22 protein-coding genes and 1 riboswitch are annotated in these 23,587 nt (G+C 71.8%); of the genes, 5 read left to right on the top strand and 17 right to left on the bottom strand.

What is annotated here, in order from left to right:
- Window positions 1-106: 106 nt before the first annotated feature.
- From ACFV46_RS31495 to ACFV46_RS31510, 4 genes are all read right to left on the bottom strand, one after another.
- A complete protein-coding gene (locus tag ACFV46_RS31495; RefSeq protein WP_361935095.1) occupies window positions 107-601 on the bottom strand; it encodes a DUF5304 domain-containing protein in 495 nt (164 codons plus the stop codon).
- Between the two features lie 57 nt (window positions 602-658).
- Window positions 659-1,834 (bottom strand): ArsA-related P-loop ATPase, encoded by a 1,176-nt coding sequence (locus ACFV46_RS31500; protein ID WP_361935097.1) that lies wholly within the window; start codon window positions 1,832-1,834, stop codon window positions 659-661.
- A gap of 63 nt (window positions 1,835-1,897) precedes the next feature.
- Window positions 1,898-2,338 carry an SRPBCC family protein gene (locus tag ACFV46_RS31505; RefSeq protein WP_086867212.1) on the bottom strand — a complete coding sequence of 147 codons (441 nt, stop codon included), beginning with the start codon at window positions 2,336-2,338 and terminating at the stop codon, window positions 1,898-1,900.
- A gap of 142 nt (window positions 2,339-2,480) precedes the next feature.
- Window positions 2,481-3,296 carry a metallophosphoesterase gene (locus ACFV46_RS31510; protein WP_361935099.1) on the bottom strand — a complete coding sequence of 272 codons (816 nt, stop codon included), beginning with the start codon at window positions 3,294-3,296 and terminating at the stop codon, window positions 2,481-2,483.
- Between the two features lie 297 nt (window positions 3,297-3,593).
- Between ACFV46_RS31510 and ACFV46_RS31515 the strand changes: the two genes are divergently transcribed.
- Complete coding sequence (locus ACFV46_RS31515) at window positions 3,594-5,390, top strand: AMP-binding protein (protein WP_361935101.1); 1,797 nt, start codon at window positions 3,594-3,596, stop codon at window positions 5,388-5,390.
- Window positions 5,391-5,493: 103 nt separating this feature from the next.
- Here the strand turns inward: ACFV46_RS31515 and ACFV46_RS31520 are convergent, their stop codons facing one another.
- Window positions 5,494-6,636 carry a glycosyltransferase family 4 protein gene (locus tag ACFV46_RS31520; RefSeq protein WP_385500752.1) on the bottom strand — a complete coding sequence of 381 codons (1,143 nt, stop codon included), beginning with the start codon at window positions 6,634-6,636 and terminating at the stop codon, window positions 5,494-5,496.
- A 120-nt stretch (window positions 6,637-6,756) separates the two neighbouring features.
- On the opposite strand from ACFV46_RS31520, the gene ACFV46_RS31525 reads away from it, so the two are divergent.
- On the top strand, window positions 6,757-7,992 hold the full coding sequence (locus tag ACFV46_RS31525) for a glycosyltransferase 87 family protein (protein ID WP_385500753.1): 1,236 nt from the start codon (window positions 6,757-6,759) through the stop codon (window positions 7,990-7,992).
- Window positions 7,993-8,002: 10 nt separating this feature from the next.
- On the opposite strand, the gene ACFV46_RS31530 is transcribed toward ACFV46_RS31525, so the two are convergent.
- The 5 genes from ACFV46_RS31530 to ACFV46_RS31550 all read right to left on the bottom strand — a co-directional run bounded on the left by ACFV46_RS31530 (window position 8,003) and on the right by ACFV46_RS31550 (window position 13,334).
- Window positions 8,003-9,196: a hypothetical protein gene (locus ACFV46_RS31530; RefSeq protein WP_385500755.1), complete on the bottom strand. Its 1,194-nt coding sequence runs from the start codon at window positions 9,194-9,196 to the stop codon at window positions 8,003-8,005.
- 32 nt (window positions 9,197-9,228) lie between these two features.
- On the bottom strand, window positions 9,229-10,242 hold the full coding sequence (locus ACFV46_RS31535; RefSeq protein ID WP_361935109.1) for an NlpC/P60 family protein: 1,014 nt from the start codon (window positions 10,240-10,242) through the stop codon (window positions 9,229-9,231).
- Between the two features lie 229 nt (window positions 10,243-10,471).
- The gene (locus ACFV46_RS31540; RefSeq protein WP_385500764.1) at window positions 10,472-11,506 is read right to left on the bottom strand and encodes an NlpC/P60 family protein; all 1,035 of its coding nucleotides are present in this window, start codon (window positions 11,504-11,506) and stop codon (window positions 10,472-10,474) included.
- A gap of 210 nt (window positions 11,507-11,716) precedes the next feature.
- Complete coding sequence (locus ACFV46_RS31545; protein WP_385500756.1) at window positions 11,717-13,060, bottom strand: NYN domain-containing protein; 1,344 nt, start codon at window positions 13,058-13,060, stop codon at window positions 11,717-11,719.
- A 34-nt stretch (window positions 13,061-13,094) separates the two neighbouring features.
- On the bottom strand, window positions 13,095-13,334 hold the full coding sequence (locus ACFV46_RS31550; RefSeq protein WP_361935114.1) for a hypothetical protein: 240 nt from the start codon (window positions 13,332-13,334) through the stop codon (window positions 13,095-13,097).
- Between the two features lie 165 nt (window positions 13,335-13,499).
- Between ACFV46_RS31550 and ACFV46_RS31555 the strand changes: the two genes are divergently transcribed.
- Both ACFV46_RS31555 and ACFV46_RS31560 read left to right on the top strand, forming a co-directional pair.
- Window positions 13,500-14,249 carry a rhomboid family intramembrane serine protease gene (locus ACFV46_RS31555; RefSeq protein ID WP_385500757.1) on the top strand — a complete coding sequence of 250 codons (750 nt, stop codon included), beginning with the start codon at window positions 13,500-13,502 and terminating at the stop codon, window positions 14,247-14,249.
- Window positions 14,246-14,527, top strand: a complete 282-nt coding sequence (locus ACFV46_RS31560) for an Lrp/AsnC family transcriptional regulator (RefSeq protein WP_062674842.1) — start codon at window positions 14,246-14,248, stop codon at window positions 14,525-14,527. Before ACFV46_RS31555 ends, ACFV46_RS31560 begins: the two co-directional genes overlap by 4 nt.
- Before the next feature lie 50 nt (window positions 14,528-14,577).
- On the opposite strand, the gene ACFV46_RS31565 is transcribed toward ACFV46_RS31560, so the two are convergent.
- The 6 genes from ACFV46_RS31565 to ACFV46_RS31590 form a co-directional block, all read right to left on the bottom strand.
- Window positions 14,578-15,945 carry an aminotransferase class V-fold PLP-dependent enzyme gene (locus tag ACFV46_RS31565; RefSeq protein ID WP_385500758.1) on the bottom strand — a complete coding sequence of 456 codons (1,368 nt, stop codon included), beginning with the start codon at window positions 15,943-15,945 and terminating at the stop codon, window positions 14,578-14,580.
- Between the two features lie 127 nt (window positions 15,946-16,072).
- Window positions 16,073-16,189: riboswitch (SAM riboswitch) on the bottom strand.
- 73 nt (window positions 16,190-16,262) lie between these two features.
- Entirely contained in the window at window positions 16,263-17,327 is a 1,065-nt protein-coding gene (gene trpD / locus ACFV46_RS31570) for an anthranilate phosphoribosyltransferase (RefSeq protein ID WP_376729506.1), read from the bottom strand.
- A 138-nt stretch (window positions 17,328-17,465) separates the two neighbouring features.
- On the bottom strand, window positions 17,466-19,103 hold the full coding sequence (locus tag ACFV46_RS31575; protein ID WP_361935123.1) for a cytochrome bc complex cytochrome b subunit: 1,638 nt from the start codon (window positions 19,101-19,103) through the stop codon (window positions 17,466-17,468).
- Window positions 19,100-20,149, bottom strand: a complete 1,050-nt coding sequence (locus ACFV46_RS31580; RefSeq protein WP_361935126.1) for a Rieske 2Fe-2S domain-containing protein — start codon at window positions 20,147-20,149, stop codon at window positions 19,100-19,102. Before ACFV46_RS31580 ends, ACFV46_RS31575 begins: the two co-directional genes overlap by 4 nt.
- A complete protein-coding gene (locus ACFV46_RS31585; RefSeq protein WP_361935129.1) occupies window positions 20,146-20,958 on the bottom strand; it encodes a c-type cytochrome in 813 nt (270 codons plus the stop codon). The genes ACFV46_RS31580 and ACFV46_RS31585 overlap by 4 nt, the downstream gene beginning before the upstream one ends.
- Before the next feature lie 80 nt (window positions 20,959-21,038).
- The gene (locus ACFV46_RS31590) at window positions 21,039-21,659 is read right to left on the bottom strand and encodes a heme-copper oxidase subunit III (RefSeq protein ID WP_055624516.1); all 621 of its coding nucleotides are present in this window, start codon (window positions 21,657-21,659) and stop codon (window positions 21,039-21,041) included.
- Between the two features lie 147 nt (window positions 21,660-21,806).
- On the opposite strand from ACFV46_RS31590, the gene ACFV46_RS31595 reads away from it, so the two are divergent.
- Window positions 21,807-22,208, top strand: coding sequence for a hypothetical protein (locus ACFV46_RS31595; protein WP_361935132.1), 402 nt, complete (start codon window positions 21,807-21,809; stop codon window positions 22,206-22,208).
- Window positions 22,209-22,239: 31 nt separating this feature from the next.
- Here the strand turns inward: ACFV46_RS31595 and ACFV46_RS31600 are convergent, their stop codons facing one another.
- A complete protein-coding gene (locus tag ACFV46_RS31600; RefSeq protein ID WP_361935135.1) occupies window positions 22,240-23,490 on the bottom strand; it encodes an Ig-like domain-containing protein in 1,251 nt (416 codons plus the stop codon).
- Between the last annotated feature and the right edge of the window lie 97 nt (window positions 23,491-23,587).

Here is a 23,587-nt window from a genome sequence, read left to right on the forward strand (position 1 = left end):
AATCCCTCAGTTTCGGTCGAGCCCCGCTACGGCCAACCGTACCCGAGGCCCTTGCCCTCCAGTCCGCGTCGTCCGTTCGGCGGACGGAGGCCCCGGGCGGCCGGGGTCAGTCGAGGTCGATCCGCTCGCCGGGGCCGGCGTCGTCGCCCCGGTCGCGGCCGTCCCGCGGGGCCGCGCCGCCGCCGTCCCCGGCGGTCCAGCGGCGTTCCTGGTTCTGGACGGCCGAACGGTAGGCGGCGAGCAGTTCGCCGCCGGCGGCGGCGAGGTGGTCGAAGACGTCCGGATTGCGCTCGATGACCGGTTCGACCGCGGCCTTGGCCTGCTCCACGACCTGCTTGACCACCTGCTGCGCGGCGGGTCCGGCGACCGCGCCGAGCAGCGGGGACTGCAGGGTGGAGAGCCGGTCGGCCACGGCGTCGACGAACTTGCGCAGCTCCTCGGCGGCCGAGCCGGGCGGCTGTCCGCTCTCTGCCCGGCGGCGGGCCTTCTCCTCGGCGAGGTCCTCGGCGCAGGCCGTCGCCCAGGCGTCGGCGTCGGCCGTCCGTACCTCGTCCACGGGCTCGTGCCCGTCGGCGTCGGACGGGGGGAGCTCTTCGCTCATGACGGACTCCTGACTACGGCTCGTCCCTACGACGTTACCCGAACGGCGGTACCCGCTTCACTTGGCGCGGGGCCACAGGTCGGGGTCCGGGGCGAACCGGATCCGCAGCTCTGCGTCGCGCAGCCCGGCCCCGTCCACGGCACACCGCCGCAGCACGGAGGGCAGCGGCACGATGCGCCGGAACTGCCCCGCCGCGAGGACCAGTTCGTCGCCGCGCCGGATCAGGTCGAGCTCGTCGCGGTGGGCGCCGGGCAGCGGGATGTGCCAGACGAGCACCCCGTCGTCGGCGAGCCGGTCGGTGACGGGCCACTCGACCGTGGAGGACGTCCCGTTGACGACGGGCACCGCGAGCGCGGTGAGGTCGTCGGCGCCGCGCGGGTCGTGCCCGAGGTGGGGGACGTCGTGGACGTCGTGGGTGGCCCGCCACTCGTCGGTCACCTTGCGCTGCTGGGCGACGGGCCCGGCGAGCCAGCTGCCGGGCCCGGCCTCCGCCTCGGGCAGCACCCGGTTGGCGACCACCGCGTCGGGGCGCAGCCCGCGCAGGGCGAGGCCGAGCTCCGCGGCGCGCACGGCGTCGGCGCCGCCCTGGCCGGGTTCGGCGACGAGCCGTACGACGGTGTCGCGGTCGGCGACGACGGCCTCCACGGCGGCCAGCTCGACGTCCCAGCGGGCGGCGGTCTCGTACAGCCGGTCCGCGGGCATCGGCACGCCGGCCAGCCGGCCGAGGACGGGGCGCAGGGCGCGGGCGGCCTGGCGTTCCGGCGGGAGCAGCCGGCGCAGATAGCGGCGCAGCTCCTCGGGCAGGGAGAGCAGGGCGAGGGCGTGCGGGGTGGCGGGCAGGTCGACGACGAGGAGGTCGTGGGCCTCGGCGAGGGCCGCGTCACGCAGGGCCCGCAGCAGCGCGAGCTCCTCCGCGCCGGGCAGCGGGGTGACCTCCTCCGGGTCGAGCCGGGAGGCGCCGAGCAGGTCGAGGGCGCCGGCCGCCCGCTCCTGGAAGGCGGCGAGGTCGTCGCGGAAGCCGGTGGCGGCGTCGGGGCGCCAGGCGGTGAGCCGGGGCGCGGCCTCGACGGGGGCCGCCCCGGTGCGCACGCCGAGTGCCGCGCCGAGGGTGTCGGTGCGGTCGGCACTCAGCACGAGCGTGCGGGCGCCGTCGGCGGCCGCGGCGAGCGCGGTGGCCGCCGCGACGGTCGTACGGCCGCTGCCGCCCGGGCCGGTGATCAGGATGGTGCGCATAGGGGTGAACCGTAACGGACGGCGCGGTCCCGGCCGGGCGTGGTGCCCGGGGCAGGGGTGGAGCTACTTGGCGGACTCCACGCGCTTCTTCAGACCGGCGAGGGCCCGGTCGATGATGACCTTCTCGGCCTTGCGCTTGATCATCCCGAGCATCGGGATCTTGACGTCCACGGTGAGGACGTAGGTGACCTCGGTGGCGCCGGCGCCGGCCGGCTTGAGGAGGTAGGAGCCGTCCAGGGAGCGGAGCATCTGGGACTTCACGAGCGTCCAGGACACCTCGTGCTCGCCGGTCCAGGTGTACGCGAGCACCTGGTCGTCCTTGATCGCGCCGGCGTCCATGACGAGGCGGACCTGCTCGGCGCGGCCCTGGCCGTCGGTCGCGAGGACCTCCGCCTCCTTCACCTCACCGGTCCAGTCCGGATAGCGGGCGAAGTCGGAGATGACCCCCATGACATCGGCCGGTGCCGCCTCGATCGTGATGCTCGAGCTGGTGTGTTCCGCCATCGCCGTGGCTCCTCCAGAAGCGGCCGTCAAGAAGTCGTGGTGCGCCCGCGGGCGCAGCGTGAAGGCTACCGTGCGCCGGGCCGGGCGGAGCCACCCCCACCTGGGCGGTCGTGCGGAAAGCGCCCGGGGGGCCGGAATCCGCTCACCACTGCAGGGCCCAGGGCTTCCCGGACCGGGCGAAGTGGCCGACGTTCACGCACTCGGTGCGGCCGACGCGCATGCGCCGTACGAGGGGCTGGTGGACGTGCCCGAACAGCGAGTAGCGGGGCCGGGTGCGGCGGATCGCGTCCAGCAGCGCCCGGCTGCCGCGCTCGAAGCGCCGGGCGACGGTGTCGTAGACGAGTTCCGGCACCTCCGGCGGGATGTGGGTGCACAGCACGTCCACCTCGCCGACGGCCTCGATCTTCGCGGCGTACTCCTCGTCGCTGATCTCGTAGGGCGTGCGCATCGGGGTGCGCAGGCCGCCGCCGACGAAGCCGAAGGTCCAGCCGCCGATCTCGGCGCGCTGCCCGTCCAGGACGGTGACGCCGGGTCCGGCGTACTCCGGCCACAGGGGCGGGATGTCGACATTGCCGTAGGTGGCGTACGTCGGTGTCGGCAGGACCGAGAACATCTCGCGGTACTGCTTGCGGACCGCGTCCTCGATCACGGCGGCCCGGTCGGAGCCGATGCCGGCCCACAGCCGCGTCCCGAGTTCGCGGGCCTCGTCGAAGCGCCGGGCGGTGCGCAGCTCCACGATGCGGTCGGCGTTCTCCACTCCGAACAGGTCGGGGAAGATGCCGCGCGAGTGGTCGGCGTAGTCCAGGAACAGCACCAGGTCGCCGAGGCAGATCAGGGCGTCGGCGCCGTCGCCGGCGCGGGCCAGGTCGCGGGCGTTGCCGTGCACGTCGCTCACCACGTGGACGCGGGTGCCGCGGGTGCCGCGCGTGCCGTTGTTTCCCGTCGGTTTCGGTGCCATGGCGATCAAGGGTAGGCGTCGTGGGGCAGACGTGAACAGTGGCGGGCGAACCGATGGTTACTGGCCAGTCGTCCGAACGCTCGACTACTGTGCGCGCAGAAACACCAATCCGTGTGACGCAGCGAACATCTCGCCGGACCCCCCTGTCGGAGAGGCCATACCGACGGGTAACGTCCGGTCGGTCCAGTCGTGCTCAGGATTTCAACATGTGAACCCCCGAGCACTTGCCCGAGCCTTGGACCGATCGGTCGCATCACACAACGTCGTGGCGCCGGCGCCCTATGAGGAGCAGCAGTCTTGCGCGAGTTCAGCCTTCCGGCTTTGTACGAGGTCCCTGCGGACGGCAATCTCACCGACATCGTCCGCAGAAACGCCGCGCAGCACCCGGACGTGGCCGTCATCGCCCGCAAGGTCGGCGGTGCCTGGCAGGACGTCTCGGCGACCGCGTTCCTCGCCGAGGTGCGCGCGGCCGCCAAGGGCCTGATCGCCGCCGGCGTCCAGCCCGGCGACCGGGTCGGCCTGATGTCCCGCACCCGCTACGAGTGGACGCTGCTGGACTTCGCGATCTGGTCCGCGGGCGCGGTCACCGTGCCGGTGTACGAGACCAGCTCGCCGGAGCAGGTGCAGTGGATCCTCGGCGACTCGGGCGCCACCGCGGTCGTCACGGAGCTGGACGCCCACACCGCGGCCGTCGAGTCGGTGCGCGACCGGCTGCCCGCCCTCAAGCACGTCTGGCAGATCGACGCCGGCGGCGTCGAGGAGCTGGGCCGGCTCGGGCAGGACGTCGCCGACGCCACCGTCGAGGAGCGCAGCTCGCTGGCGAAGGCCGACGACCCGGCGACCATCGTGTACACCTCGGGCACCACGGGCCGCCCCAAGGGCTGTGTGCTGACCCACCGCAGCTTCTTCGCCGAGTGCGGCAACATCGTGGAGCGCCTGCGGCCCCTGTTCCGCACCGGCGAGTGTTCGGTCCTGCTCTTCCTGCCGCTGGCCCACGTCTTCGGGCGTCTGGTGCAGATCGCCCCGATGATGGCGCCGATCAAGCTGGGCAACGTCCCGGACATCAAGAACCTCACGGACGAGCTGGCCGCGTTCCGCCCGACGCTGATCCTGGGCGTCCCGAGGGTCTTCGAGAAGGTCTACAACTCGGCCCGGGCCAAGGCGCAGGCCGACGGCAAGGGCAGGATCTTCGACAAGGCGGCGGACACGGCGATCGCGTACAGCCGGGCGCTGGACACGCCGTCCGGGCCGTCCGTCGGCCTGAAGATCAAGCACAAGGTCTTCGACAAGCTGGTCTTCAGCAAGCTGCGCGCGGTCCTCGGCGGCCGCGGCGAGTACGCGATCTCCGGCGGCGCCCCGCTGGGCGAGCGGCTCGGGCACTTCTTCCGCGGCATCGGCTTCACCGTCCTGGAGGGCTACGGCCTGACCGAGTCCTGCGCGGCGACCGCGTTCAACCCGTGGGACCGGCAGAAGATCGGCACGGTCGGCCAGCCGCTACCGGGCTCCGTGGTGCGCATCGCGGACGACGGCGAGGTGCTGCTGCACGGCGAGCACCTGTTCAAGGAGTACTGGAACAACCCGGGTGCCACCGAGGAGGCGCTGGCCGACGGCTGGTTCCACACCGGTGACATCGGCACCCTCGACGAGGACGGCTACCTCCGGATCACCGGCCGCAAGAAGGAGATCATCGTCACCGCGGGCGGCAAGAACGTCGCCCCGGCCGTGATCGAGGACCGCATCCGGGCGCACGCGCTCGTCGCGGAGTGCATGGTCGTCGGTGACGGACGGCCGTTCGTGGGCGCGCTCGTCACCATCGACGAGGAGTTCCTGGAGCGCTGGTGCGCCGACCACGGCAAGCCGGCCGGTTCCACGGCGGTGTCGCTGCGCGAGGACGCGGAGCTGCTCGCCGCGATCCAGTCGGCGATCGACGACGGCAACGCCGCGGTGTCGAAGGCGGAGTCGGTGCGCAAGTTCCGTATCCTGCCCGCCCAGTTCACCGAGGAGTCGGGCCATCTGACGCCGTCGCTGAAGCTCAAGCGGAACGTGGTGGCGAAGGACTTCGCCGACGAGATCGAGGCGATCTACCAGAAGTAGGCGATCCACCACAGGGAGCGGACGCCTCCCGTACGGCGGTCCTGGGCGCGGTGTCCCCCTCGGGGGCCCGCGCCCTCGTGTGTCCGGGGTCCCGCCGGGTGGCTCAGAGCAGGGCTTCGAGCCGCTCGGCCAGCAGGTCCCAGCGCCACTTCTCCTCGACCCACGCCCGGCCGCGCTCCCCCATCCGGGCCCGTAGCGCGGCGTCCCCCAGCAGCGTGACGATGCGGTCGGCCGCGTCCTGCGGGGAGCCGCCGCGCACCACCCAGCCGGTCTCCCCGTCCAGCACGGCGTCCGGCGCTCCGCCGGAGTCGCCGGCCACGACCGGCAGCCCGGTCGCCGACGCCTCCAGGTAGACGATGCCGAGCCCCTCCACGTCGAGACCGCCCCGGCGGGTGCGGCACGGCATGGCGAAGACGTCACCGGCGCCGTAGTGCGCGGGCAGCTCGGACCAGGGCACGGCCCCGGTGAAGCGCACCGAACCCGCGACACCGGTCTCCCGGGCCAGCCGGCGCAGATCCCGCTCGTAGGGGCCGCCGCCGACGACGAGCAGCACGGTGTCCGGCTCGGCGGCCAGGATGCGGGGCAGCGCCCGGATGAGGGTGTCCTGGCCCTTGCGGCGCACCAGCCGGGACACGCACACCACGACGGGCCGGTCCGTGAGCCCGAGCCGGGCGCGGACCTCGTCGCCGCCCGATCCGGGGTGGAAGGTCTTCTCGTCGACGCCGGGTGGCAGCTGCACCATCCGCGCGGCCGCCTCGGGTGTCAGGGCCCGGGCGATCCGCGACCGGGTGTACTCGCCGAGGTAGGTGATCGTGTCGGTGCTCTCCCCGATCCGGCCGAGCACCCGGCGGGCGGCGGGCAGCTGCGCCCAGCCCGCCTCGTGCCCGTGGGTCGTCGCCACCAGCCGCTCGGCGCCCGCCCTGCGCAGCGCCGGCGCCATCAGGCCGAGCGGCGCCGCCGCCCCGAACCACACCGACGTACAGCCGTGCTCCCGCAGCAGACCGGCCGCCCGCCGGGTCGCCCCGGGCGTCGGCAGCAGCATCGTCGTCCGGTCCCGTACGACCGTGAAGGGCTGCTCGGCGTCGAAGGCGCCGGTCGCCTCGGCGCCCTCCCGCCCGCGCTTCCAGGTGGAGGCGTAGACGACGAGGCGCTCGGGGTCGAGCCGCAGCGCCATGTTGTGCAGGAACGCCTGGATGCCGCCGGGGCGGGGCGGGAAGTCGTTGGTGACGATCAGGGTCTTGTGCATCGCCGCCGACCCTATCGAAGCCGCCATACGCGGTCCGGCCCGGCCGCGTATGTGGCCCGTGCCCCGCCGGACAGGACATCATGTCCATTCGAGCCGGATATCGAACGGGACGGGGTTCTGGTGGAGACGACGGGCACGCGGCGGTCCCTGGCGTGGCTGGTGGGCGTCTGGGGCCTGACCAGGACGGCCCTGCTGCTGTTCGTGTTCAAGGTGTACGTCTTCCCCGGCCCGGACGTCACCAGTGACGTGTCGGTGATCTACCACGGCTGGTACGAGGTGCTGCGCACCGGCACCTTCCCGCTGGACGACGTCACCTGGCAGTACCCGCCCGCCGCCGCCCTCGCGGTCCTGGCGCCGGCGGTGGTCTTCTGGCTGGACTACACCTCGGCGTTCTTCGTCCTCGCCTTCTGCGCGGACCTGGTGGTCCTGCTGCTCCTGCTGTACGCCGGGCTGCGCCCGGGCCGCCTCGTCCGCGGGGCCTGGGTCTGGGTGGTGGGCGTGCCGCTGCTCGGGCCGACCGTGTACGCGCGCTACGACGTGATGGTGACGGCGGTCGCCGTGGCGGCGCTGCTGGCCGGCGCGCGGCGGCCCGCGCTGATGGGCGCGCTCACGGCGTTCGGGGCGATGCTCAAGGTGTGGCCGGTGCTGCTGCTCGTGGCGGCCCGCAGGCGCGGGGCGTGGCTGTGGGCGGCGCTGACGGCGGGCGTCCTCGCGACGGCGTTCGCCGTCGCCATGCCCGGAGCGTTCGCGTTCCTGACGTTCCAGCGCGACCGGGGCACGGAGGTCGAGTCGCTGGGCGGGCTGGTCCTGCACGTCGCCCGGCAGCACGGCTGGGACGGCCAGGTGCTGCTGAACTACGGCTCGGTGGAGTTCCTCGGCCCGTACGTCGACGCCGTCAGCACGGCCGCCCTTGCCCTGAGCGCGCTCGCGTTCGGCTGGCTGCTGCTGTGGCGGCTGCGGGCGCGCCGGTTCGCCCCGCACACGCTCGCCGACGCCGCGTTCGTGGCGGTGCTGATGTTCACCACGACCAGCCGGGTGATCAGCCCGCAGTACCTGGTGTGGCTGGTCGGCCTCGCCGCCGTCTGCCTGTGCTTCCGCGGCAGCCCGATGCGCCTGCCCGTCTCCCTGGTGCTCGCCGCGTGCCTGGCGACGGTCCTGGAGTTCCCGCTGTGGTTCGCGCACGTCGTCGCGAGCGACGCCCTCGGGGTCACCCTGCTGTTCGTCCGCAACGGTCTGCTGGTCGCCGCCACCGTGCTGGCGGCCCGCGCGCTGTGGCGCTCCACGACCGGGCGGCCCGCCTCGCTGCCCGTGCCGCGGCGCACGGAACGCGCCCGCGAGACGTCCCTGCCCTCCTGAAGCGCCGGGCTCAGCCGAACTCGGCGCGCAGATACTCCCGCCACTCCTCGGTGAATTGCTCCGTCGAGGTGCCGAGGACGTCCTGAAGGGCGTCCGCCACCGCGCCCGCGCGGCCGTCGTGCGCGCCGACGGCCCGGTAGAACGCGGCGAGCCGGTCCTCGCCCCAGCGCCCGGCGATCATCCGGCAGGCCATCCAGCCGCTCTCGTACGCCTGGGCGAGCCGCCCGGCCTCGCCGGTGAAGCCGAAGTCCGCGTCGGCGGGGAGCGCGGCGGGCACCCGCCCTTCGCGGACCGCGCGGGCCAGCTCGGGCGCCGCCTGGGCCGGGGTGCGGGCGCCGCCCAGGTAGCCGATCCAGTCGGCGTAGCCCTCGGAGAGCCAGAGCGGGGTGGCGCGGGTGGTGTGGGCGCGGGTGGCCACATGGGTCGTCTCGTGGGTGAGGACGACCTGCCGGCCGAGGTCGCCGAGGACGCCGTACGCGTCCGGGTTGACGATGATCCGGTCCGCGGGGGCCTTCGCCGGGCCGCCGGTCTCACCGGTGGTGACCGCGGCGATCCCGCGGTACGAGGACTCGGGCGAGCCGAGCAGCGCGGCCATGCCGGTCAGGGACTTCGGGACGAGGACGACGACGTGCCGGGACCAGTCGCCGCCCCAGGCCCGTGACACGGCGGGCACCGCGTGGTCCGCGAGCCGCGCGAACGCGCGCAGGTCCTCCTCGGACCTGCCGACGCCCAGGACGAGACTGTGGTCGCCGCGGACGGCCTCGACCCGGCCCTGGTCCCACAGCTGCGCGGCGGAGCCCTCGGCGGGCCGGTCCGTCTTCACGTACCAGTCGCCGTCGGCGTCCCGGCCGAGGGCGAGGGTGCGGCCGGCGGTGACAGGCGCCCGGTCGTAGCCCTCGACGCGGTAGCGCAGCTCGGCCTCGGCCACCGCCTCGTCGCCGTCCCGGCGCAGCCCGGTGACGCGGTAGGACCAGTCGGCGAGCGGCACCTCGCGCAGATGCGCGGACCAGTCGCTCGCGCCGGTGCGCAGATACGCCGTCCGGTCGTGGTGGAGCAGCGCGGCGGCCCGCCGGTCCAGGAGATGCTGCACCTCGGCGCGGGTGCCGTCGGCGCCGGGCCGCCCGCCGCAGCCGACGAGCCCGGCGAGCAGCAGGCAGAGGGCGACGACGACCCGTGTTCCCGGCACCCGCCTGCGACCAGCCATTTCCCGATCGTACGGCGGGGCGGGCGCGGAGGTCAGACCCTGGTGACGGTCGCCCCGGGGATCATGCCGACCGGGTCGTAGCGCACGGGCGCTCCCGGGTAGGGCGCGTGGATCACCTGGCCGTTGCCCATGTACATCCCGACGTGGCTGGCGTCGGAGCGGTAGGTGACGATGTCGCCGGGCCGGGCCTCGGAGAGCGGGACCTGCCGGCCGGCGTACCGCTGGCCCTGCGAGGTGCGCGGCAGGGCGACGCCGGCCTGGGCGTACGACCACTGGATCAGGCCCGAACAGTCGAAGCCGGACGGCCCGTTGGCGCCCCACACGTACGGCCTGCCGAGCGCGGACTGGGCGGCGGCGACGGCCGCGGCGGCGCGGCCCGAGGCGGGCAGGGCGTCGCCGAGGCCGGGCAGTTCGGTCCGGCCGGAGCGGGAGACCCGGTCGTAGGCGGCGCGGTCGGCTGCCGTCAGGGAGTTGAGGAGCCGGCGGGCCTGGGTGAGCTTCTGCTCGACGGTGCGCTTGTGCGCGACGACCGACCGGCGGCTCTTGTCGAGCTCGGCGAGTTTCCCGGCCGCTTCGGAGCGCTCCTGGGCGAGTTCGCGCATGGCGTCCTGGAGGTCCTTGAGCTCGCCCGCGTGGTGGGCGCTGATCCGGGCGAGCGTGGCGGCGCGGTCGAGGTAGTCGGCCGGGTCGTCGGAGAGCAGCAGGGCGAGGGACGGGTCGATGCCGCCCGAGCGGTACTGGGCGCCGGCCAGCGAACCGAGCGCGTCCCGCTTGGAGTTGATGTCCTGCTGCTGGCGGGCGATGCGGTCCTGGGCGGTCCTGACCTCGGTGCGCAGCTTCTCGGCGCGTTCCTCGGCCCGGTTGTACGCCTCGGTGGCCTTCTCGGCCTCCGTGTAGAGGCGGTCCACCTCGGCCCGGGTGTCGTCGTGCGGCGCGGCGACCGCCGGTACGGCGCCGAGGGCGGCGGCCGCCGCGGACAGGACGCACAGCGCTGTGCCGGTGCCCCGGTCGAACCCGGGTGATGCAAGGCGACGATGGGACCCCACGGGAAGCCGCGCTCCTTCCGCTGGCGGACAACGACTGCTCCCCCGGCGTCGGGGGAAACGCGGCAGACAGTAGCTCCGTGCGCAGGGCGGCGGCCAACGGCCGTCGTGGGCACACACCGTGACGCCCCGCCTCTGACGCAGGTCATCGGCGGGGCGCGGGGTCAGGCGGCGGTACCGTAATTCGCCCGATCGGGCGGCACCCGGTGTTGATCTTGCGGGGTGCTCCGGGTCAGATCCGGACGCCGAACTGGAACGGCATGTTGTTGATCGACTCGTAGCGCACGACCGTGCCGGAGCGCGGGGCGTGCAGGACCTGGCCGTTGCCGGCGTAGAAGCCGACGTGGTGCAGGTCGCCGTAGAAGATGACCAGGTCGCCGACCTTGAGCTGGGACTGGCTGTAGATCCTGGTGCCGTAGTTGGCCTGCGCCTGCGAGGTGCGCGGGATGCCGACACCGGCCTGGGCGAAGGCCCAGGAGGTCAGGCCCGAGCAGTCGAAGGAGGACGGGCCGGAGGCGCCGTAGACGTAGGGCGAGCCGATCTTGCTCTGGGCGGCCTGGAAGGCGGCCATGGCGCGGCCCGAGCCGGGGGCGGTGTTGCCGAGGTCCACGCGGTCCGAGGCGGAGCGGCTGGCGCGGGCGTCCTCGGCGGCGAGGGCGGCCTTCTCGGCGGCGGTGAGGCTGTTGAGCAGCTTCTGCGCCTCGCCCAGCTTGCCCTGGACTTCCTTCTTCTTCTTGCCCAGCTCGGTGCGGGTGGCGGAGAGGTCCTTGAGCTTGTCCGCGGCCTCGGCGCGCTGCTGCGCGAGCTCGCGCTGCTTGTCCTGGATCTTCTTCAGCGACTCGACCTGCTGAGCGCTCAGCTGGTCCATCGTGGACGCCTTGTCCAGGTAGTCGTCCGGGTCGGCCGACAGGAACAGCTGGACGGAGGAGTCGATGCTGCCGGTGCGGTACTGCGCGGCGGCGGCGAGACCCATGGCGTCGCGGAGCTCGTTCAGGTCCTCCTGGCCCCGGGCGACGTTGTCCTGGATCGTGGAGATCTCCTTCTGGAGCTTCTCCTGCTTCTCCTTGGCCCCGTTGTACTTCTCGGTGGCCTGCTCGGCCTGCTCGTAGAGGGCGTCGACCTTCGCCTTGACCTCGTCCTTGCTCGGCTTCTCGCTGGGTGCCGCGTTGGCCGCCTGGGAACTGATGGCCACGGCGGCGGCTGCCGCGGTGGTGAGCACGGTCACACGTGCACGGCTCGGCTGCTTGGGTCGACGGTGGGACGCCACGGAGGTGAACTCCTTCTTCTGAGTGATCACCCGCTCGGAGGTTCGAGGCCAGACCCTAGTGACCCTCTTGTGATCAGATCAAATCCTCACCGGAAAAATCTCACCCCAGCCGTCATTCTTTACACACAACTCACAGGTCGTCACGTCGGATTGACGCTGGGTGGCGCGACCGACCCGTCAATTCGGGCATTGCGCCTGTACGTTGGCGCTTCAGGACAGGCGCTTGAGAAGTACCGCAGATGCCACCGGGCGTGCGCCGGCGCGCGCGACCCCGTCCGCCACCTCGCGGTCCGTCGAGGCGACGATGACCGGCCGGCCGGGCGGCTCGGCGCGCACGAGCTGACGGATCAGCTCGTCGGCGGTGACCCCCGGCTTGGAGAAGAGCACCCGCACACCGCGCGGCGGCGCCAGCAGCACCGGCGCGGCCAGCTCGGCCCCGTCGAAGACACACGTCACCTCGGCGCCGGTCTGCGCGGCGAGCTGCGAGAGCTGGCCGAGGAGCCGCAGCCGCTGCTTCTCCAGCGGCATCTGCGGATAGCCGGTCTTCGTGACGTTGTAGCCGTCGACCACCAAGTGAGCCTGGGGCAGGGCGAGAAGCTGGTCGAGGATGGCCGGATCGTGCTCGGACAGCGCCCGCGCGGCGATGTCCTTGGGGGTCATCCGGCCCGGCTCGACGGCGTCCACGGTCTCGGCCGGACGCACCGACACCGGCGGCAGCGCCAGTTCGCGGCGCAGCCCCTGCGTGGCGTCCAGCAGGGTGTCCAGGAGCAGCCGTACGCGCATGTCCTCCACGCTGCGCCCCTCGCGGGCGGCGCGGCGCGTGGCCTCCAGGGCCGCCTCGGCCTCCGCGAGCCGCGCCTTGAGGCGCCGGGTCTCGCTCTCGGCCGCCGACACCCGGGTGCTCCCCTCGGCCCGTACGCCCTCGGTCTCGGCCTGGGCCTTGCGCAGGGCCGCCTCGCCGCGCTTGACGTCGCTGAGGGCCGAGCGCAGCTTGCGGTGCAGGGACTCGGCCTCCTTCTTCGCCGCGTCCAGCTCCGCGCGCAGCCGCTCGGTCTCGTGCCGGGTGTGCTCGCGGGCCTGCGCCAGCTCCTCGCGCAGCCGCTCCAGCTCGGCGCGGCTCTCCTCGCCGGCCCGCTCGGCGTCGGCCCGCTGGGCCTCCTCGCCGGCCGCGGTGACCAGCTTGACCCAGCCCACGGGCCGCAGCACATAGGCCGCGGCCGCCACGTCGAGCGGGTCCGCGGCCGCGGGTGCCGAACCGGAGTCGAGGGCGCCGGTGAGTTCCGGCTGGGCCTCTCTGAGCTTCTCCCCGATGCGCTGACGGAACAGCGGATCGGTCTCCAGCGCGGCCGCCATCGCGTTCCCGGCGAACTTCGCCCGGCGGTTCGGCGCGAATCTGGCGTACTGCCGCAGCTGCGCGGGCAGTTCGCCCACGGTCAGCCCGCCGAACCCGTCGGACACGATCTGCACGACCCTGCGGCGCACGCCGTCGGGCAGCGGACGGTCGAGCACCTCGGCGGCGCCGTCGTCCGGCCCCCCGCCTTGTGTCTCCACCATCCGTCACCCCAATACGTGTACGGTGCCGTCCCCGTCAGGAATCGGCGCCCGGCCTGTCCACGAGCTCCACCTTGTCCACGGCGTTGCACCAGCGGCAGCGCACCGACTCGATCGTCTCACTGAGCACCTCGCGCTCCTCGACCTTGGGCTCGCCGGCCAGATCGAGGTGGACGTACTCCACGACCCTGGACGAACGCGTCACGTCGAAGCGGGTGAGGTTGCCGCAGAGCGTGCAGCGCCACCGCGTCGTCTCGGTGGGCAGGGGAACCGTCATCGTGACCGCGCTCTTTCCTTCTAGGCCTTCTATTGTCCGCGACGCCCCGGGCCGCCGGGACGTGTGGCTCGTAACCCTACGGCCTGGCGGGTACTCGCCGCCCGTCCGTCCACGGCGGCGAGGCGGTCTGCGGGAGTGCGTCCCGTTACGTCATGCTCTGTATTCATGATCCGCACCTGGCGCCCGGCGCGCTCCCCGGCCCGGTCCGGCACCGCGGGCCGCAGACCGTCGGCACCGGTCACCCACACCCTGATCGTCCTGTGCGCCGCGCTGTTCCTGGCGGGCCCGGCGGCCGGACTCAACCCGGCGTTCGGCTCCGGTGAGGAGCTGCTCGCCGCGCAGCGGTCCTACTTCCACCGCTGGGGCGTGGTGCCCGCGGACCTCTTCACGGGTGCGCCCCGGGCGGCGCTGACCCCGCTCACGGCCCTGTTCGTGCACGGCAGCTGGGTGCACCTGCTCGGCAACATGCTCTTCCTCTACGTGTTCGGCGCGATGACCGAGGAGCGGATGGGCCGGGTGCAGTTCACGCTGTTCTGCCTGGGCTGCGGCTATCTGGCCCTGCTGGGCTACGCCGCCGCGAACGAGGACTCCACCCAGCCCCTGGTCGGCGCGTCCGGGGCGATCTCGGCGGTCCTCGGCGCGTTCCTCTTCCTGTTCCCCACGGCACGGGTGACAAGCCTGCTGCCGTTCCTGCTCCTCCTGCCGCTGCGCTTCCCCGCCTGGGTCGTGCTGCCCTTCTGGGTGGCCGTCCAGTGGGTCGCGGCGAGCCGGGCGGAAGCGGGGCCGGGGGTGGCGTATCTGGCGCACCTGGTGGGCTTCGGCCTGGGCTTCGGCTACGCGTGGGCGCGCTTCGGGCGGCGCACTAGAGTGAGGAGCACCCGAGCTCCGGCCCCCGAGGGAGAGAACAAGCCGTGATCACCGCGATCGTCCTCATCAAGACCAGCGTGGACCGGATCCCCGAGATCGCCGAGCGGATCGCGTCGCTGGACAGCGTCAGCGAGGTCTTCTCGGTCACCGGCACCTACGACCTGATCGCCATGGTGCGGGTGAAGCGGCACGAGGACCTGGCGGAGGTCATCCCGGGCCGGATCAGCAAGATCCCCGGGGTCGAGGGCACCGACACGCACGTCGCCTTCCGCACCTACTCCCAGCACGACCTGGAGGCCGCGTTCGCCATCGGCCTCGACAGCTGAGTCCGGGAAGCGTCCCCGGCGGCGTCGGCGCGCCGCCGGGCGCAGACCGCTCAGGCCGAGGTGTCCGGCACACAACGGCCGTTCTCGGTCCGGTACTTCCACCGGGCGCCGTCCGTCACCAGCTCCCGCACGGCCGTGACGAACCGCTCGACGTGCTCGTCCGGCGTTCCGGCGCCGAAGCTGACCCGGATCGCGTTGAGGGACTTCTCGCCCGGCGCCGCCTCCGGGGCGCCGCACTCCCCCTGGCTCTGCGGGTCGCCGCCCAGCAGGGTCCGCACCAGCGGGTGGGCGCAGAACAGGCCGTCGCGGACGCCGATGCCGTACTCGGCGGACAGGGCGGCGGCGAAGTGGGAGCTGTTCCAGCCCTCCACGACGAAGGAGATCACGCCGACGCGCGGGGCGTCGTCGCCGAACAGCGACAGCACGCGCACCTCGGGCACCTCGGCGAGGCCTGCCCGCACCTTCTCGATCAGGTACCGCTCCCGGGCGACCAGGCTGTCGAAGCCGGCCTCGGTGAGCGCCTTGCAGGCGGAGGCGACGGCGTAGGCGCCGATGACGTTCGGGGAGCCTGCCTCGTGCCGGGCGGCGCCGTCGTGCCACTCGACGTCCACGCCCCCGTCCTCGCGCCGGGTCACCGAGCGGCTGGCGCCGCCGCCCGCGAGGTACGGCTCCGCCTCCCGCAGCCAGTCGGAGCGGCCCGCGAGCACGCCGGAGCCGAACGGGGCGTACAGCTTGTGCCCGGAGAAGGCGACCCAGTCGACGTCCAGGTCGCGGACGCTCACCGGGTGGTGCGGGGCGAGCTGCGCGGCGTCGAGCACGATCCGGGCGCCGTGCGCGTGCGCGGCCGCCGCCAGCTCCTGTACGGGCCACAGCTCGCCGGTGACGTTGGAGGCGCCGGTGACACAGACGAGGGCGGGACCGTAGGGGTCGCGGTCGGCCAGGGCCCGCTCCAGGGTCCGTACGGCCTCGCCGGGGGTGCGGGGCGCGTCGAGGTAGGTGACCTGGGCGTCGCGCCACGGCAGCAGGGAGGCGTGGTGCTCGGTCTCGAAGACGAAGACCCGGCAGCCGGCCGGGAGCGCGGCGGCGAGCAGGTTGAGCGAGTCGGTGGTGGAGCGCGTGAAGACGACCTGGTCGTCGTCGCGGCAGCCGAGGAACTCGGCGACGGTCCGGCGGGCGTTCTCGAACAGATCGGTGGAGAGCTGCGAGAGGTACCCGGCGCCCCGGTGGACGCTGCCGTAGTACGGCGCGTAGGCGGCCACGTCGTCCCAGACGCGCTGGAGGGCGGGGGCGCTGGCGGCGTAGTCGAGGGCGGCGTAGGTGACCTCGCCGCCGGTGACGAGCGGGACGGTGACATCGCCGCCCAGAACGGGCAGCGGGGAACAGACGTCCTGGACGGAGGCAGCACTGGAGACGGACATGACGGAACTCCCGTGAGAGAAGAAGTGAAAGTGAAGAAGGGTGTGCGGAGGCGGGGCTCGGCGGCCCTATCGCATTCGCTTGCTCACGGGAGACTCCTCGACGACCAGGATCCCTGGAATCGTGAGGGATCCGCGCTTGCCGCAGACCTCGCTGCCTGCGGCCTGGTCTTCACCCGGGGCACCCCGCCACGGACGGAGGGTTGCCGGACAGTCGGCCGGGGCCTCATGACTGTCACTCATGACCTGGTACGGGAACGTACGCGAGATGATCGCCGTCCCGCAACCCATGTCCGGATCGCGGGACGGCGTCTCGTGCGTCAGGCGTTGCTGGCGGCCACCCAGCGCTCCAGCGTCCGCTTGGCCGCGCCGGAGTCGATGGACTCGGCGGCCTTCGCCATGCCGAGCCGGATCTGCTCGGTCAGCGGAGCGTCCGTGGGCTCCAGGGCGACCAGCGCGGCGGCCGAATTGAGCAGGACGGCGTCCCGCACCGGCCCGGCCTCCCCCTCCAGCAGTCGCCGGGCCACCTCCGCGTTGTAGGAGGCGTCGGCGCCGCGCAGGGCCTCCACCGGCACCAGCTCGATGCCGACGTCCCGCGGGTCGAAGCCCTCCTCACGGACCGCGCCGTCGCGCACCACCCACACCCGGGAGGTCGCCGTCGTCGTCAGCTCGTCGAGGCCGTCGTCGCCGCGGAACACGAGCGCGGAGGAGCCCCGCTCGGCGAGGACACCGGCGATCAGCCCCGCCATCCGTGTGTCGAAGCAGCCGACGGCCGAGGCGCCGACCCGCGCCGGGTTGGTGAGCGGGCCGAGCAGGTTGAACGACGTCGGGATGCCGAGGTCCCGGCGGACCCCGCCGACGAACCGCATCGAGGGGTGGAACCTGGCCGCGAAGCAGAAGGTGATCCCGGCCTCGTCGACCACCCGGGCCACCCCTTCGGGGGACAGGTCCAGGTTGATCCCCAGCTTCTCCAGCACGTCGGAGGAGCCGCTCGCGGAGGACGAGGCGCGGTTGCCGTGCTTGACGACCTTGGCCCCGGCCCCGGCGATCACGACGGCGGACATGGTGGAGATGTTGACCGTCCTGGCCCGGTCGCCTCCCGTGCCCACGATGTCGACGGCCGGCCCCGGGATGTCCAGGGGCTGCGCGTGCGCGTACATCGCCTCGACCAGGCCGTTGATCTCCTCGACCGTCTCGCCCTTGGCGCGCAGGGCGACCATGAACCCGGCGATCTGCGCGTCGGACGCCTCGCCGCTCATGAAGCGGTCCATCGCCCAGGCGGTGTCGGCGGCGCTCAGATCCCGGCCGGCCAGCAGGGCGCTCAATACCTCGGGCCAGGAACGGCCCGCCGCGGTGTCGCCTCCAGCGGGGGTCACAGCGCTCATCAGCCGCTCCAGGGTCAGGTGTCCCGCACTCCGGGACATCGGTCTCAACGGGGTCCACCCTATCCAGGCGCGGGACACCGAGAGGGGCCCCGTCCGGCAACCGGACGGGGCCCCTCTGCGTGTGTGGCGATGCAGCGATCAGTGGTGGCCGTGGCCGCTCGTGATCTCCTTGTACTCCTCGACGGTCGGCTTGGGGATCTGGCCGTCCGGGCCGTAGTACGACTTGCTGAGCTTGGCGCGCAGCTTCTCGGACGCCTTCACCTTGCGCTCGACGCCGTTCTCGTCGACCGTCGGGCCGATCTCGGCCGGCTTGTACTGCTCGTGCGCGGTGAGCGTGTACATCGCGTCCTGGCTGAGCGGCTCGTGGATCTCGATGAACTCACCGTGCGGCAGGCGCTTGATGATGCCCGACTCGCGGCCGTGCAGCACCTTGTCCTTGTCCCGGCGCTGGAGGCCGAGGCAGATGCGCTTGGTGATGATGAACGCGAGGACCGGTCCGACGAAGAAGCTGATCCGGACGAACCAGGTGACCGCGTTGATCGACAGGTGGAAGTGGGTGGCCCACAGGTCGTTGCCACCGCCGACCAGACCGATCATGTACACCGTGATCCAGGCGACGCCGAACGCGGTGCGCGTCGGGGCGTTGCGCGGGCGGTCCAGGATGTGGTGCTCGCGCTTGTCGCCGGTGACCCAGGACTCGATGAACGGGTAGACCGCGATGGCCGCGAGGACCACGCCGAACAGGACCAGCGGGATGAACACGCCGAGGACCAGCGTGTGACCCCACAGGTTGATCTCCCAGCCCGGCATGTACCGGACCAGACCCTCGGCGAAGCCCATGTACCAGTCGGGCTGGGCGCCGGTGGAGACCATGTCCGGTCGGTAGGGGCCGATGGCCCAGACCGGGTTGATCTGCGCGATGGCCGCGATGATCGCGATGACACCGAAGACCAGGAAGAAGAAGCCTCCGGCCTTGGCCATGTAGACCGGCAGCAGCGGCATGCCGACGACGTTCTTGTTGGTCTTTCCGGGACCCGCGAACTGCGTGTGCTTGTGGTAGAAGACCAGGATCAGGTGGCCGACGACCAGGCCGAGCATGATGCCCGGCAGCAGCAGGATGTGGATCGAGTAGAACCGGGCCACGAAGTCGACACCCGGGAACTCGCCGCCGAAGAGGAAGAACGAGATGTACGTGCCGACGATCGGCATGGACAGGATCGCGCCCTCGGTGAAGCGGACACCGGTGCCGGAGAGCAGGTCGTCCGGGAGCGAGTAGCCGGTGAAACCGGTGAACATGCCCAGGACGAACAGCAGGAAGCCGAACAGCCAGTTGATCTCACGCGGCTTGCGGAACGCGCCCGTGAAGAACACGCGCATCATGTGCACGAACATGCCGGCGAGGAAGATCAGCGCCGCCCAGTGGTGGATCTGCCGGATGAGCAGACCGCCGCGCACGTCGAAGGAGATGTGCAGCGTGGAGCTGAACGCCTCACTCATCAGCTGGCCCTGCAGCGGGACGTAGCTGCCGTGGTACTCCACCTCGTTCATCGACGGGTGGAAGAACAGCGTCAGGTACACACCCGTGAGGATGATGATGATGAAGCTGTAGAGGCAGACCTCACCCAGCATGAACGACCAGTGGTCGGGGAAGATCTTGCGCATGTTGGCCTTGGCCAGGGAGTAGATCCCCAGGCGGCCGTCGGCCCAGTCGGCGACGCGTTCGCCGGCCGGCGCCTTCCCGCGAGAGCGGGACTCGGTGGTCTCTGAAGTGCTCATCCGCGCTCCCAGAATGCAGGACCGACGGGCTCCGTGAAGTCGCCGAGCGCCTCGAGGTAGCCCTCGTCGTTCACACCGATGCGCAGCTGCGGCAGGGGGTGACCGGCCGGGCCGAAGATGACCTTGGCGCCGTCGGAGAGGTCGAAGGTGGACTGGTGGCAGGGGCAGAGCGCGTGGTGCGTCTGCTGCTCGTACAGGGAGATCGGGCAACCGACGTGGGTGCAGATCTTCGAGTACGCCACGATGCCCTGGTGGGACCAGTCGAGTTCCCGCTTGTCCTTGATGTCGTCCGGCTCGAGCCGGATGATCATCAGGGCCGCCTTGGCGATCTCGTTCTGGAACTCGTGGTCGTCCTCCTCCAGGCCCTCGGGCTTGGCGAAGGTCAGCGAACCGACCGCGACGTCCTCGGGACGCAGCGGCTCGTTCGTGTTCATGTTGACGAGCAGCTTGCCCTTGGACCACAGCGTGTGGCGCAGCTTGGTGCCGGGCAGCGGGCCGAGGTCGCGCAGCAGCACGACGCCGGAGAGCGGGAACAGGGCCAGCGCGCCGAACATCGTGTTGCGGATCAGCTTGCGCCGGCCGAGGGCCGACTCCTTGGCGCCCTGCTTGAAGTCGGCCATGACCTTGGCCTTGACGTCGGGCTCCGCGGCGATCGGGTGCCGCTCGTCGGCGACCTCGACGTCCGACATCAGCGTGCGGGCCCAGTGGACCGCGCCCGCGCCGATGCTGAACAGCGCCAGCCCCAGGGTCAGACCCAGCGCGAAGTTCAGCGCGTTGAGGTGACCGATCGGGAAGACGAAGATCGACTTGTCGTGCGGGATCGCCACGTACGAGGCGATGAAGCCGACGGTGGCCAGCATGGACACCGTGAACAGCAGGGCGACCGTGCGCTCGGACCGCTTGGCGGCCCGCTCGTCGACGTCCTGGATCCGGTGCTCGTGAGGAGGCAGCCCGGGGTCGGCGAACGGCTGCTTCTCGTCCGCCACCGCGACGTGGGCGCCCTGCTCCGCGGGCGACTTCTCTTCTGGGATGTCTTGGCTACTCATGACTTCCTGGCCTTTGCGGTCCGAGCTGCGACCCAGATGGCGACCGCGATCAGGGCACCGAGGCCGAAGATCCAGGCGAAGAGGCCCTCACTGACCGGCCCGAGGCCGCCCAGCTCCAGACCGCCGGGGTTCTCCGTCTCGTCGCTGTTGACCGCGTGCAGGTACGCGATGATGTCCTTCTTGTTCTGCTCCGGCATGGTGGTGTCGGGGAAGGACGGCATGTTCTGCGGGCCCGTCTGCATGGCCTCGTAGATGTGCTTGGGCTCGACGCCCTCCAGGCTCGGGGCGTACTTGCCCTTCGTCAGGGCGCCGCCCTTGCCGGTGAAGTTGTGGCACTGGGCGCAGTTGTTGCGGAAGAGCTCACCGCCCTTGGCGATGTCCGCGCCCTCGGGGTCGTACTGGTCCTTCGTCGGGACGGAGGGACCGGCGCCCAGAGAGGCGACGTACGCCGCGAGCTGGTCGATCTCGGCCTGCGAGTAGATGTTCTTCTTCGCGGGGACCTGGGCGCCCTGGGAGGTGGCGGCCGGCATGCGGCCCGTCGAGACCTGGAAGTCCACGGCGGCCGCGCCGACGCCCACCAGGCTCGGACCGTCGGAGGTGCCCTGACCATCGGTTCCGTGGCAGCTGGCGCAGCCGACGGTGTAGAGCTTCTTGCCCTCCTCGATGGTGAGGGACTGGGCGGATTCCTCGGCCTGCGCCTTGTCCGCGGGCGCGAACACGGCGTACAGCCCCCCCGTGCACGCCAGCGCGAGGAGTAGGACGACGACTGCCGCCAGCGGATGGCGTCGTCGTGCGGAGAGCTTTTTCACGGATTACCCCGGTGTCAGGATCTTCTGCGTCGATGCTTCTGGTAGGTGCGTTGGTGGAACGCGCGCGGGATCGGGCCCGGCTACTTGATCATGTAGATCGTGGCGAAGAGGCCGATCCAGACGACATCGACGAAGTGCCAGTAGTAGGACACGACGATCGCAGCGGTCGCCTGTTCGTGCGTGAACCTCCGGGCCGCGTAGGTGCGGCCGAGGACCAGCAGGAAGGCGATGAGGCCGCCTGTCACGTGCAGTCCGTGGAAGCCGGTGGTCAGGTAGAACACCGAGCCGTACGGGTCCGACGAGAGCGAGAGGCCCTCGTGCTTGACCAGCTCGGTGTACTCGTACACCTGACCGCCGATGAAGATCGCACCCATGATGAAGGTGACGATGAACCAGCCCCGGAGCTTCTTCACGTCACCGCGCTCGGCGGCGAAGACGCCGAGCTGGCAGGTGAGTGAGGAGAGCACCAGGATCGTGGTGTTCGTCGCCGAGAACGGGAAGTTCAAGGCCTCGGCCTTCTCTGCCCAGAACTCGGGTCCCGTCACCGATCGCAGGGTGAAGTACATCGCGAAGAGGGCCGCGAAGAACATCAGCTCGGAACTCAGCCAGATGATGGTTCCGACGCTGGTGAGGTTCGGCCTGTTGACCGACGGGTGCGCGTGCCCGGTTTCTACTGTCGTTGCTGTCGCCACGACCGACATTATGTCGGTCGCTTATCCCGCCCTCACTCCGGGGGGTGCCGTTCGGAGTGTCTTCCCCGTCCATACCGGTGTTGACGTGGTGTTCAAGGGAGTAGCATCCGGCCCAACGGGCCCTGTCCTTACGACGCCGACGTCACGGAGGAACCCATGCAGCAGACCGCCACGGTGCTGGTCTACAGCGACGACTCCAACACCCGCGAGCAGGTGCGGCTCGCCACCGGGCGCCGGCCCGCACCGGACGTGCCGGTGGTGGAGTTCGTGGAGTGCGCGACGCCGGCCGCCGTCGTGAAGGAGCTGGACAAGGGCGGGATCGACGTCTGCGTCCTGGACGGCGAGGCCGTGCCGATGGGCGGCATGGGGCTGTGCAAGCAGATCAAGGACGAAGTGTTCCAGGCCCCGCCCGTGCTGCTCCTCATGGGACGCCCGCAGGACGCGTGGCTCGCCACCTGGAGCCGCGCCGAGGCGGCTGTGACGCTCCCCGTGGAGCCCGTGGAGTTCGCCGAGGCCCTGGCCTCCCTGCTGCGCACCAGGCGCCTCCAGAGCGCCTAGAGGGCTTGCGCGGGGCCCCTGCCGCCCGCGGTCAGACGTTCTGCGGTCTCAGCCTGGCCCGCTCGGCCGGGCTGGGGCCGTCCGGCGTACCGCCCACGAGGGCGCTGCCGACGCGCCACTTGCGCCAGCTGAGGTTCCAGTCGCCGTAGCCGTTGCCGAAGGGCGCCATCATCTCGCCGCCCGAGTTCACCACCTCGACGACGTCGCCTTCCTTGATGGTGTCGTAGAACCAGGCGGCGTTGTCGTTGCTCATGCCCGTGCAGCCGTGGCTGACGTTGGCGTAGCCCTGGGAGCCGGTCGACCAGGGGGCGGCGTGGACGTACTCACCGCTGTTGGTGAGGCGTACCGAGTGATGCACGATGAGGTCGTAGAAGTCCGACGAGCCGATGCTCGCGCTGGTCATCCGAACGGTGCCCTCCTTGGCGAGGACGACCTTGACGCCGTTGCGCGTGTCGTAGCCGGGCTTGCCCGTGGTGACCGGTATCTCGCGGATGACCTCGCCGTTGCGGTGGACGGTCATCACGTGCGCCGCGGCGTCCGTGACGGCGATGACCCGGTCGCCGATGTCGAGGGTGAGGGGCTTGGACCTGCCGCCCCGCAGCCGGTCGCCCACCCGGATGCCCTCCAGATTGCTGCGCGCCCGGACGGTGGCGCCGGCCGGCCAGTAGTCCTTGGGCCGGTAGTGGAGTTCGGTGTCGTCGACCCAGTGCCAGGCGCCGTCGACGGCGGGTATGGACTCCACCCGCAGGGCCCGCTCGACCGTGGCCCGCTGCTCCTTGGTCGTGACGGGCGCGCTCAGCTTCGCGGTGACGGGCTGGCCCACGCCGTACGTGCCGGCCCGGGGGCCGAAGGTGACCGTCAGCTGCTTCTTGCTGGCCGGCCTGCTGGTGTCGAAGGTGACGACCCGGCGGCCGGGGGCGCCGTCCTCGTCCTCCGTGCTCACGCGGACCGTGTAGCGGGCGTCGGCGGCCAGCGGGGACGTGCTGTGCCACCGGGTGCCGTCGGCGGAGAGTTCGCCCGCCACACGACGTCCTGTGGCGTCCTGGGCGACGACGTCGGTGATACGGCCGTCGGAGTCCTCGGAGGTGATCTCCAGGGGCTTGTCGGGGTCGACCTTCCGGCCGTCGCCTATGGGGCCGTTGAAGGCGATCTGCTCCGCCGCGTCGTACGGCTCGGCGGAGAGCGGGTTGCCGTCGCTGCTGCAGCCTGCGGCACTCGCGCCGAGCGCGATCAGCAGCAGCGCGCAGCCTATGACAGTGCTCGTGCGCGGTGTTTGGCTCATGGACTCACGCTAGGAAGCGGCGTCGGGAGCGGCGCGCCGAGTCATGCGTTCGGGTGACGGGGAACGGCGCGAACGGCGGGAGCCCGGACCCTCCTGA

It is taken from the genome of Streptomyces sp. NPDC059852, from assembly GCF_042731455.1.
Taxonomy (GTDB): domain Bacteria; phylum Actinomycetota; class Actinomycetes; order Streptomycetales; family Streptomycetaceae; genus Streptomyces.

Bases quoted from the DNA above. Each gene is read 5' to 3' on its own strand.
- ACFV46_RS31520 (WP_385500752.1), bottom strand. From the start codon at position 6,636: ATGCACAAGACCCTGATCGTCACCAACGACTTCCCGCCCCGCCCCGGC.
- ACFV46_RS31545 (WP_385500756.1), bottom strand. From the start codon at position 13,060: ATGGTGGAGACACAAGGCGGGGGGCCGGACGACGGCGCCGCCGAGGTG.
- ACFV46_RS31595 (WP_361935132.1), top strand. From the start codon at position 21,807: ATGCAGCAGACCGCCACGGTGCTGGTCTACAGCGACGACTCCAACACC.
- ACFV46_RS31600 (WP_361935135.1), bottom strand. From the start codon at position 23,490: ATGAGCCAAACACCGCGCACGAGCACTGTCATAGGCTGCGCGCTGCTG.
- ACFV46_RS31500 (WP_361935097.1), bottom strand. From the start codon at position 1,834: ATGCGCACCATCCTGATCACCGGCCCGGGCGGCAGCGGCCGTACGACC.
- ACFV46_RS31590 (WP_055624516.1), bottom strand. From the start codon at position 21,659: ATGTCGGTCGTGGCGACAGCAACGACAGTAGAAACCGGGCACGCGCAC.
- ACFV46_RS31580 (WP_361935126.1), bottom strand. From the start codon at position 20,149: ATGAGTAGCCAAGACATCCCAGAAGAGAAGTCGCCCGCGGAGCAGGGC.
- ACFV46_RS31565 (WP_385500758.1), bottom strand. From the start codon at position 15,945: ATGTCCGTCTCCAGTGCTGCCTCCGTCCAGGACGTCTGTTCCCCGCTG.
- ACFV46_RS31530 (WP_385500755.1), bottom strand. From the start codon at position 9,196: ATGGCTGGTCGCAGGCGGGTGCCGGGAACACGGGTCGTCGTCGCCCTC.
- ACFV46_RS31510 (WP_361935099.1), bottom strand. From the start codon at position 3,296: ATGGCACCGAAACCGACGGGAAACAACGGCACGCGCGGCACCCGCGGC.
- ACFV46_RS31505 (WP_086867212.1), bottom strand. From the start codon at position 2,338: ATGGCGGAACACACCAGCTCGAGCATCACGATCGAGGCGGCACCGGCC.
- ACFV46_RS31575 (WP_361935123.1), bottom strand. From the start codon at position 19,103: ATGAGCACTTCAGAGACCACCGAGTCCCGCTCTCGCGGGAAGGCGCCG.
- ACFV46_RS31555 (WP_385500757.1), top strand. From the start codon at position 13,500: ATGATCCGCACCTGGCGCCCGGCGCGCTCCCCGGCCCGGTCCGGCACC.
- trpD (WP_376729506.1), bottom strand. From the start codon at position 17,327: ATGAGCGCTGTGACCCCCGCTGGAGGCGACACCGCGGCGGGCCGTTCC.
- ACFV46_RS31495 (WP_361935095.1), bottom strand. From the start codon at position 601: ATGAGCGAAGAGCTCCCCCCGTCCGACGCCGACGGGCACGAGCCCGTG.
- ACFV46_RS31550 (WP_361935114.1), bottom strand. From the start codon at position 13,334: ATGACGGTTCCCCTGCCCACCGAGACGACGCGGTGGCGCTGCACGCTC.